Source organism: Nostoc sp. (genome assembly GCF_036917465.1).
Classification (GTDB): Bacteria; Cyanobacteriota; Cyanobacteriia; order Cyanobacteriales; family Nostocaceae; genus Nostoc.
The window spans coordinates 1-10,078 of record NZ_JBALDL010000017.1 but is presented as its reverse complement, the minus strand read 5'-3'; the positions used below and the strand labels follow the sequence as shown (position 1 = coordinate 10,078).

The 10,078-nt window shown below is 42.0% G+C and carries 7 protein-coding genes and 1 CRISPR repeat array; of the genes, 1 reads left to right on the top strand and 6 read right to left on the bottom strand.

The features are described 5' to 3' along the window. Positions 1 to 217: 217 nt before the first annotated feature. The 5 genes from V7K38_RS03645 to pgmB all read right to left on the bottom strand — a co-directional run bounded on the left by V7K38_RS03645 (position 218) and on the right by pgmB (position 6,039). Positions 218 to 826, bottom strand: coding sequence for a DUF4129 domain-containing protein (locus V7K38_RS03645; RefSeq protein ID WP_334855538.1), 609 nt, complete (start codon positions 824 to 826; stop codon positions 218 to 220). Between the two features lie 61 nt (positions 827 to 887). After that, positions 888 to 1,376: a DUF2243 domain-containing protein gene (locus V7K38_RS03640; protein ID WP_334855536.1), complete on the bottom strand. Its 489-nt coding sequence runs from the start codon at positions 1,374 to 1,376 to the stop codon at positions 888 to 890. A gap of 141 nt (positions 1,377 to 1,517) precedes the next feature. Next, positions 1,518 to 1,910: a pentapeptide repeat-containing protein gene (locus tag V7K38_RS03635; protein WP_334855535.1), complete on the bottom strand. Its 393-nt coding sequence runs from the start codon at positions 1,908 to 1,910 to the stop codon at positions 1,518 to 1,520. A gap of 103 nt (positions 1,911 to 2,013) precedes the next feature. Then, positions 2,014 to 2,451 carry an RrF2 family transcriptional regulator gene (locus V7K38_RS03630; RefSeq protein ID WP_334855533.1) on the bottom strand — a complete coding sequence of 146 codons (438 nt, stop codon included), beginning with the start codon at positions 2,449 to 2,451 and terminating at the stop codon, positions 2,014 to 2,016. A gap of 549 nt (positions 2,452 to 3,000) precedes the next feature. Further along, positions 3,001 to 6,039 (bottom strand): beta-phosphoglucomutase, encoded by a 3,039-nt coding sequence (gene pgmB, locus V7K38_RS03625; RefSeq protein WP_334855532.1) that lies wholly within the window; start codon positions 6,037 to 6,039, stop codon positions 3,001 to 3,003. Between pgmB and V7K38_RS03620 the strand changes: the two genes are divergently transcribed. After that, on the top strand, positions 6,013 to 6,336 hold the full coding sequence (locus V7K38_RS03620) for a hypothetical protein (RefSeq protein ID WP_334855530.1): 324 nt from the start codon (positions 6,013 to 6,015) through the stop codon (positions 6,334 to 6,336). The genes pgmB and V7K38_RS03620 overlap by 27 nt on opposite strands. Positions 6,337 to 6,376: 40 nt before the next feature. On the opposite strand, the gene V7K38_RS03615 is transcribed toward V7K38_RS03620, so the two are convergent. Further along, positions 6,377 to 8,800, bottom strand: coding sequence for a sucrose synthase (locus V7K38_RS03615; RefSeq protein WP_334855528.1), 2,424 nt, complete (start codon positions 8,798 to 8,800; stop codon positions 6,377 to 6,379). A gap of 341 nt (positions 8,801 to 9,141) precedes the next feature. After that, a CRISPR array of direct repeats spans positions 9,142 to 10,059; the repeat unit is 37 nt; unit sequence GTTTCAATCCCTAATAGGGATTTAGATAAATTGCAAT. Between the last annotated feature and the right edge of the window lie 19 nt (positions 10,060 to 10,078).

Sequence of the window (10,078 nt, the reverse complement as noted above, 5' to 3'; positions counted from 1 at the left end):
AACCCTTCCCGAACTCAGAGGTGAAACACTGTTGCGGCAACGATAGTTTAGGGGTCGCCCTACGCAAAAATAGCTCGATGCCAGGGATAATCTTAAAAACAAAACTCGGTAGCTATGATACATGTTAGCTACCGAGTTTTGTTTTATGCAATATGCAATTTTCTTCTTTTTGTAGTTATTGACTGCGAGTGTCCTTATCCCTGCCTTGTCATCATTATCATTCTTGAGAAATTTGCCGATAAGCTTGCCGACATTGTTGATAATTGTCTGGCAAAATCTCGGCATTACCAAAACATAATTGCTCGTGAGTGGTAATTAAAGTTTCATAGGGCTGTATAGAAGTCACAGCCGATCGCAGCAATTGCAGATATTCTCCATCTGTACGGCTGATTTTGTGGGGTACGATCGCTTTTTTATCCAACTGCTGCAACATCGCTAAATAAACACAACGGCAAGCCTCACGGTAGTTACCTTGACGGTAAAATTCTTGCGATCGCTCCAATAAAAGGGCTATAGATGACTCACTAGAGCGAGTCTTTGCACGAAAATCAGTAAAATTGCCACTTCTACTTAGCCAAGAATATAGATAAGGACTAAATTCTCGCCATAATCGCCAACTTATCCAAACTGTAAATAAAGCTATTACCAGCCAAAAGAGGAATTTCAGCAATTCAGCAAGCCAAGGGCTAATTGACCATCCAGTAGGCAATTCTGGTAGAGCTTGCTCAAAGCGGTAGAACTGGTATTCCCACCATTCCCCCACTTGTTGCTGGAATAGAGATAACTGCCAACTCCAGCTAGTTTTTTCAAAAGTATCTGTAGGCATAGAGGGGAATGGGGGAGTAGAGGAGTGGAAGACAAGGGGGAGAATGGAGAATAACTTATGCCTAATGGCTAATGACTCTTGACTCTTTTTTTGTCATTATCCAGCCAATTACAACAAGTAATGCACCTAATGCAAGAAATCCTAAATCCCAAGTTAACTGATTTGGGCCTGCTTTGACATGATGGACACCGAGAATTTGGTGGTCAATTAAACCTTCAACTAAATCGAACAATCCAATTCCAATCAATATTGACCCAATAAAAGTCTGTGATGACCAAGGAACATCATCACGCCCTCCAGCACGCCATAGCAACACAAGTCCTACCACGGTGAATACCCAATTCACGCTATGAAATAACCCATCCCATAGCATGTTCAAATCTATATTCGCCATGTTTGTCAAAGGTCGAATGTTACTGAGCATGTGATGCCACTGGAGGATCTGATGCAGTAAAATTCCATCAATAAAGCCTCCAAGACCTACACCAAGAAAAACTCCAGCAGTAATTAGTGGTGCGCGTCGGTTGATGGTTCCACTTTTTGTCTCCATTGTCAACCTCATAGATAGGCTTTTCTACTAAAATAAACTCTTTTGGCAGAAATCTCTTCTATCTTGAGGCGAGTAAGAGCATTGAAGGAGGCAGGAGTCAGAGGGCAGTATTCCTCTCTCTTGAACTGGCTCTATTGTTAATCAATCCTCAAATTTGATCTGCATACCCGCTTTCACTGGGTCGAAATCTTGAGGAAAATGGGTGCTGCAATCGTAGTCTGCTTTTTCCAGATTTGCTCCTTTGAGATGGGCTTGGCGGAGATTCGCTGACATCAATAATGCTCCTCTAAGATCGGCATCCCTCAGATTAGCTTGATTGAGATCCACGAAACTCAGGTCAGTTCCCCTAAGATTCGCGCCACTTAGGTTAGCTTCACTCAAGTCAGCATAACTGAGGTCAGATCCTTTCAAGTTAATGCCTTGCAAATCGGCATTACCCAGTTCTGCTTTACTAAAGTCTCGTTTTCCTGCTGCATAACTCTCTACAAGAGTAGCGGCAGTATTTATGGGGTGTTGAGAATTGACTTCAGACATATAACAGCCTCAGAGGTTGTCTCGTTATTACTACCAATAAGGATTGCATCACAAAAAATGCCTAACTAGTCAAAGGTTACAAATTTTCCTACTTCATCCTTAACTAAATGTAATACATAAGTTCCTTTTGCTTTCGGAGCGATCTTCGTTCACAAAGGTCTTGGAGTGTATATTTTTCCAAAACGGAATTAGCAGCCTGACGTGCTTCCTGCCAAACTTCCTGAATTAGCTCACCTTCTACTGTGTTGGGAGTCGGCTCAGAATCAGATACAACAATATCTGACCCTTCCATGCAGGTGAAGGCATCTAACACTGTAATCTTTCCAGGGTCTCGTGCCAGAATATAGCCACCTTTCGCTCCGCGTATACTCTTAATTAAACCTCCACGTCTTAATGTTGCTAAAAGTTGTTCTAAATAGCGGTTTGGTATGTCTTGTAAGACCGCTATTTCTCGAATTTGCAGCGCTTCACCGTTAGGGTAGCAGGTTGCTAACTCTAAGAGAGCTAGAAGTGCGTATTCTGATTTGTTAGAGATCACCACAGGCGTAATATTTTAAACTTACACTTAAATATACAAAGTCATTAAGTTTGTTTACCTAAGCTATTGTTCAGACAAACTTTACAATCAACTAATTGTTGACCGGCTAACTCCACTTTAAAGACATTTCAGTATATAAGCAATTACTTTTTATTTTGAATTCGATAAATAAAAGTGATTTATTTTTGTACAGTCTTTCTGGGTGGACAATAACTTAAAAGCTTAGTACTTTTAGCTCTCAACACAATTTCGTCAGCTTGTTAGCTTGAAGTTGCGGGGGTTTAGGCATCTATTGGAAGGTAACAATGTTCAAAAGCACACCCATAAGAAATAAAAAGCAGCATTAAGCTTAAGCTGTTGCGCATTTAATTTGCACAATTAGAGCGCTCATGTTGCCCACCCCACAAGAGATTTATTTTTTGGAGGATGCAAATTAAAAATTTTTTAGCTTAGTTCTAACCAGTATTTTAAATGAAAAGCAATCAGTTATTTCTCAAAGACAAAAGGGCGACGCGCTTTTGATCAATCTTATGTAGAAGTTTTTTAATGTTCTTATCTAGCAATGTCACTCAATTTGGCTCTTAAATCTGCCCATTTGATACCTGCTAGGCTGGGTAATACAACATGAGCGGCTCCAACTCGTTCAACGGGGCCGAGTCCTACTGCACACATTCCAGCAGCTAGAGCCGCCTCAACGCCTGCTGTGGCATCTTCTACAACCACAGATTGCGTTGGTTCGATTCCTAGCTGCTTGGCTGCATACAGAAATAAGTCGGGTGCTGGCTTGGGTTGCTGTACGCTGTAACCGTCCGCGATCGCATCTACTTTATCAGCAATGCCCAATCGCTCAATTACTGTGCGGGCATTTTTACTAGCTGAACCAATGCCGATTTTAATCCCCGCTTGTCGCAGTTCATCCAAAAGAGCGATCGCACCTGGTAACAAATCCTTGGATGTCATATTTTGAATCAATTCCACATAGTATTGATTTTTGCGCTCCATCATCTCTAAGATTTGTGCTTCTGTATATGGTCTATTCCCAAGAATCAGCATGAGGGAAGCACGGCGAGATACACCCCGCAGCGCTTCGTTGTCCTGCCGATTAAATGGTATACCCTCTTCATCTGCTAACTTCTTCCAAGCTAGATAATGAAGTTCTGCTGTATCTGTTAACACACCATCTAAATCGAAGATGAATCCTTGGATGTTGGGGGATTGGGGACTGGGCATTGGGGATTGGGGACTGGGGATTTGGGGGGATGAAGAAGATGAGGGGGATAAGGGGGGATTTGGAGATAGGGAAAGTTGGAGATATTCTAGTTGACTAGTTATATCTTGTGCGACTTGTCCTTTGCGGAGATCGAATTCGTGCCATTTATTGCCCCAGCGCAGTTTAAACTTTAGGCGCGTCCAGCGATCAGGTAGATGGGGATTGGCTACGGGGCCATTTTCGGTGATTTGGATGCCACCGAATCCAAAAATTACAGCTTGCCAAATGCCGCCAGCACTAGCGCCATGAATTCCATCGCTGGTGTTACCTCGGTTATCTTCAAGATCCACCATTAACGCGTGCATAAACACATCGTAAGCTTCGGTTGATTTGCCCAAATCGGAAGCTAAGATGGCATGAACTGCTGGGCCAAGAGACGAACCATAAGTAATATCTGTACGGGGTGCGTAGTAATCCCAGTTTACCTGCAATGCTTTTTCGCTGTAGGGAAAATCTGTTGATTCTCGCATTAAATAAAGAAGCATCAATATATCTGGCTGTTTTATTACTTGATATTTGTTAGTTTGATCCACACCCAAAACGGCTTGCATGGAGCGATCGCGCCCTTTGTCGTCTGCTAAATTTATATCTTCTAATTGGAAAAATCCCTCGCACTGCTCAATTAGTTCTGTTGATGGCTCGTAGAGAAACAATATTTTGGCGATAATATCTTGCCAGTGCGTTCGCTGTTCTGAGGTGAGTTGCAGTTTCTCTTCTAATTCTCTGGCTCGTTCGGGGAATTTTTGAACCAACCAATCATAAACTGCGATCGCTTTCTCTAAATGCCATTGCGCCATCCGGTTTGTAAAGGCGTTGTTGTGAACGAGTTCATGGTATTCATCTACTCCGATTACGCCCCGAATTTCATACTGTTGGCGCTCCGAATTGAATTCTACCCGGCTAGCCCAGAAGATAGCGGTATCTAAGATTATCTCTGCGCCGCACTTTTGCATCCACTCATCATCACCAGTGGTTTGCCAATAATTCCAAGCGGCGTAGGGAATATCTGCATTGATATGAATTTCGCGATCGCGGCACCAAATCCGCACGTCTTCACCATAAAAATCATTTCCGAGTGCCCAACGTGGTGTTACTTCATCTCCACTATCAGCACTTTCCCAGGCAAACATTGCCCCTTTATAACCGTAATGGGTTGCCTTGCGTCTAGCTCCTGGTAAGGTGCGCCAACGGTAAGTAAGTAGGTTTCGGGCGATCGCTGGTTGGGTAAATATAAACATGGGCAACATAAAAATTTCTGTATCCCAAAATATATGACCGCGATAGCCAAATCCCGAAAGGGTTTTAGCAGGAATGCTTACCCTGTCATCATTGGGTGGGCCAGCAATCAGCAGCTGAAACAGATTGTAGCGAACAGCAAAAGTCGCTGTGCTATCCCCCTCAATCAGGATGTCACTTTGCTGCCAAACCTCATCCCATGCCTGCTGATTGGCTTTTTGTAGAGTTGCGAAGTCTGGCAGGTGCGCAAGTTTTTCTTGAGCGGCTGAGACTGGGGTATCAATCTCCCGCGAGGTAAAAACTGTGACTAATTTTTCTACTGTTACGGTCTGTTGCGCCTTAGCCAAAAAGGTAGTGCTTAAGGTTGGATAACCGGGTGCAGTATTGACTTGCAAAGATGCTTCAGCACCTAATATTGTCACCTTAGCAGCCATACCGAGTTCAATTCGGGAGTGGCGGGTGCGGCGTTGCAACCAGATTCCTTGGTCTGTTTTGCCCTGATCTAGTCCTTCCCAGTGATTGAAACCCTGATTTTCGGGATAGCCGTTGATACTAGCTTGAATTTCAATTAACCCATCGAAATCTACTGGCGTTAAATGGCAGCGTAGCGCCAACACGTGCGGATCTGCAAGACTAGCAAAGCGTTCAAAGCTAATATCTATGGTTTTTCCACTGGGAGAACGCCAACGCAAAGCACGGGTGAGTAGTCCTTGACGGAGATCGAGTTGGCGATCGTAGCTTAATATCTCACCTTGATCGAGACGGAAGCGTTCGCGTAGCGTCTCCGTTCGCGCAGCGTCCCGCAGGGAAGGAGATTCGCCATTCACAATTATTATCAAGGGTAGCCAGTCAGGGCAATTTACCAGTTCAGTGTATACTACTGGCACATCATCGTAGACACCGTTGATGAAAGTAGCTGGCAATGCATGAGGATACCCTTCCTCAAAACTGCCTCTTGTTCCTAGATACCCATTGCCGATTGTAAAGACGGTTTCTTTAGATTGCAATTGGTCTGGGTCAAACTGGGTTTCGCTTAATATCCAGTCTGTGTATGTAAAATGGCGAGAACGGCCTTTTGTTTCCATAAAGTGGGAATTGGGAAATTTGATTCAAAGGTGGATGAACGGAGTTCAGAGGTGGATGAACGGAGTTCAAAGGTGGATGAACGGAGTTCAAAGGTGGATGAACGGAGTTCAAAGGTGGATGAACGGAGTTCAAAGGTGGATGAACGGAGTTCAAAGGTGGATGAACGGAGTTCAGAGGTGGATGAACGGAGTCCAGAGGTGGATGAACGGAGTTCAAAGGTGGATGAACGGAGTTCAAAAATGGATGAACGAGTATCTGAGCTTAATGTTTCAAGTTCTAACTCCCCTTCTCTATAGACTCAAAATATCCAATCTACTCCCAATTACGAATTAGGAATTAGGAATTAGGAATTACCCTCATGTGTTTTTCTAAAATCTTTTCGGCTCTAGGTTTATAAATGAGATGAAATAAGGTTTCCATATAGCGATCTCTGGCTTCGTTATTTTCTGGTGCAACAAAGTTCCAAAAAGTAAACATTTTTGCAAGCAGTAGTAATTGATTACTATGTAAATGCCAATTATATCGATTATGAATTCGCTGACTCATCCATTCTGAAACTTCGTGCCAGTATTCAGGGTGAGTATCGCATTGGTCAAGGAACTCTATAATTTTCTTTGCTGTTTCTTCTAAGTCCGTAGGATTAACATTAAATCGGTTTTCTTGGTTTTCGATAATTTCTAAAGAACCGCCAAATTGAGTAGTAAAAGTAGGCAAGCCGGAAATCATCGCTTCCAAAAGACTCCGCCCGAAGGATTCAAAGCGGGCAAAATGGACATAAATTCCCTGAGAATCTGCAACTACCCGGTAGGCTTCGCCGAGTTCAATGCTAGGGATACGCATCCCCACCCAGCGAATCTTGCCAGAGAGATGATATCGATCGATAATGTCATAGAGTTTTTGAATTTCTTCTGCTTCTTCTCGGTTTATAGCTTCATCTGGATGCAGTTTACTACTTAAGATAATCAGGTTACAACGTTCTTGCAACGCCTGACTTTTACCAAAGCATTCAGCTAAACCAGTGAGATTCTTGATTGAAGTAATGGTATTAACGGCAAAGATTGGTCGCTTATTAGGGCGATCTAAGTTACCAAAGATTTGGGGGTCTTCGCGGCTAAATAGTAAGTCGTGGACTTGTGTACTAAGGTGAGAATCTCGGTCTTCTTTTTGGCTAAAGGGAAAGAAAATATTCTCATTTACTCCCGGCGGCACTAAGTTGAATTTAGGACTAAACAAATCAATGCCATCAACTACATGATACAACTGCGGCATTGTAAACCACTTATACGACTCATATTGACCTATTGTGTCGGGTGTGCCGACAATTTCTTGATAGGACGATGTGATAATGAAGTCGGCGGCATTCATGCTAATCAAATCGGCGGTGAATTGTACGGAGAAATGATATTCTTCTTCTAAATCTTGCCAATATAAATTGCTAAATAGATATTTAGGTTTTGCCAAAGAATGAGCAATGTTGCACTGGGTAACTTTCATCCGGCGAGATAGAAGGAAGGCTACTAAGTTACCGTCGCTGTAATTACCAACAATAAGATTAGGCTTGACTTTAAATTGAGCTAGTAATTCTTTTTCTGCATCTATGGCAAATTGTTCTAAATAAGGCCAAATCTCAAATTTAGAAATCCAATTGTTGGTGATTTCTGGATTGAATTCACCAAAAGGAACGCGCAATATCCAAGCATTTTCAGTATCTTGGACTTTTTCTAAACGCAGATTACAAAATGTTCCTTCACAGTTGGGGATTAGCCGAGTGAGAATAATTATGTGGGGTTTAATGCCTAGCTGGTCTAGTCCAGCGAGTTTAATTTGTTCCTGTAGTTCGTTTTCTAAGCTGCGAGCTTGTTCAAGCACGTAGATAACTTGACCGAGTGTTTCATCTCTTCCTAAAACATCTTCCTGCCCAACCCAACCGTGGATGGAAACGAGGACGACGCGAAAAACGGCGGGGACACGGGCCACAAATGCTTCTAAGATGCCAGGTTCTGGGGAGTCAATGAGTCGGTTGAGGAGTTCTAGGGTTTCGGAAACTCGCGCCGCAGTGTTACCCCAACCCGGCTCAAAGCCGAGTTCTTGGAGGTTTAAGCGGAATTTTTCATAAGGTTCATCAGGCGATCGCTCATTTAGCAAATTAAGTGCTAACTTAATTTGTTTGGCTAACTGAATACCGGAGGGAATGCGATCGCTAAACAGTAGGCGAACCCCATTGTGTTTTAAGCCCTGTAATGCTTTAAACAACATTTCTACCCAATATTCGGGATCAGTCAACAATTGATTGCACAGGTAATGGTTAAGGAAGGCTAAACCTTGACCAATATTTCTGGGATCGTCGATTCTGGGAGAACCATCATAAAAGGGGTGGAGGTCGATTTCGAGGATGTCGGGTTGGTAGCGGTTGACTAAGCGATCTCTTACATCTAGCAGTACTTGCGGTGTCATCTGCTCGAAGTTATTAAAATCGGCTGTTAGTCGCCAAACCTGCTGGTTAGCAATCTTTGGTCGAACCACGAACCAGGTATTTTCCTCCTCGATAATTATTTCGTGAGTGTACTCTATCAGTTTGCCAACAGAAGAAGAGTGGTAAAAATAAGCTGGCTTTTGGGATTGATGACAGTAATCGGCAAAAGCTTGCAAAATCTCATTTCTCAGAAAATAACCCTTACCTGAAGCACTCAACGTAGAAATCAACTGATGCAGAGCAGTTTTTTCATCACCGTTGAAGACAGCTTGAATTAGTTCATACATGATGACGAATTCCAAAACTTTAGCTAGTCCACGACCTCATTTTTCTCTCCAGTTTCCGATTCGGTGAGGTACATTTCCTACCTTATAGTAGGTAACTATGAAGAACACTCGCGTCTAGCTCTGGGATGAAACACTGCGATGACTTCAAATCTATCTCACATTCCGCACCCTTAACTGTCACAATCGGTTATTACGGAATTAAATTCATCAAAAAAGAGTAAAAAATTACATTTATCTCTAAAAAACACATTTTGAAGAGGAAAATTTATCAGATGTATTCTCAATAAGCAGCAATAAATAATAAGGGTGGCAATTTCATGCGAATTTGTAGAAATGTACCTGTTTCAATCCCTAATAGGGATTTAGATAAATTGCAATCCGATACTGGAAAAATTGGACGAACAATTAATATCTGTTTCAATCCCTAATAGGGATTTAGATAAATTGCAATGGAATTATTATTCCCGATGACTCTGTGCTTGCTTTGTTTCAATCCCTAATAGGGATTTAGATAAATTGCAATCTTGTGAATGCTCACACAATGCTCAAAACACAGAATTACAGGTTTCAATCCCTAATAGGGATTTAGATAAATTGCAATTTTATCGACGAGCTTGGTCGTGTCACTTTTCCTGTGCCTAGTTTCAATCCCTAATAGGGATTTAGATAAATTGCAATTTTACTTATTTTTGATTCCCCAATAAAACAGGAGAGGGTTTCAATCCCTAATAGGGATTTAGATAAATTGCAATGCTATTAAATCTAGCAGTCCTTCCCGCGAGGTGTCGCGTTTCAATCCCTAATAGGGATTTAGATAAATTGCAATGAGTAGAATTATTAGCAGCTTGTTTGGCTTCAGTTTCAATCCCTAATAGGGATTTAGATAAATTGCAATTGAGTAGTCAATGCAGATAAACCCTGGAGAAGTCTGTTTCAATCCCTAATAGGGATTTAGATAAATTGCAATGTTTAGCTGAATACCAAAAACACCTCATCAGTCTAAGTTTCAATCCCTAATAGGGATTTAGATAAATTGCAATCTCGATCGGTTCATTGAGCGCCAAGCAAAAGCTTATGGGTTTCAATCCCTAATAGGGATTTAGATAAATTGCAATTATTTCACTGCGATGGTATAACTTTTCATGATGAGTTTCAATCCCTAATAGGGATTTAGATAAATTGCAATTGTAATCGTAGAGGTTGCCATAACTTTCGCTGCTCCGTTTCAATCCCTAATAGGGATTTAGATAAATTGCAATGGGACGGCGGTTTACAGTT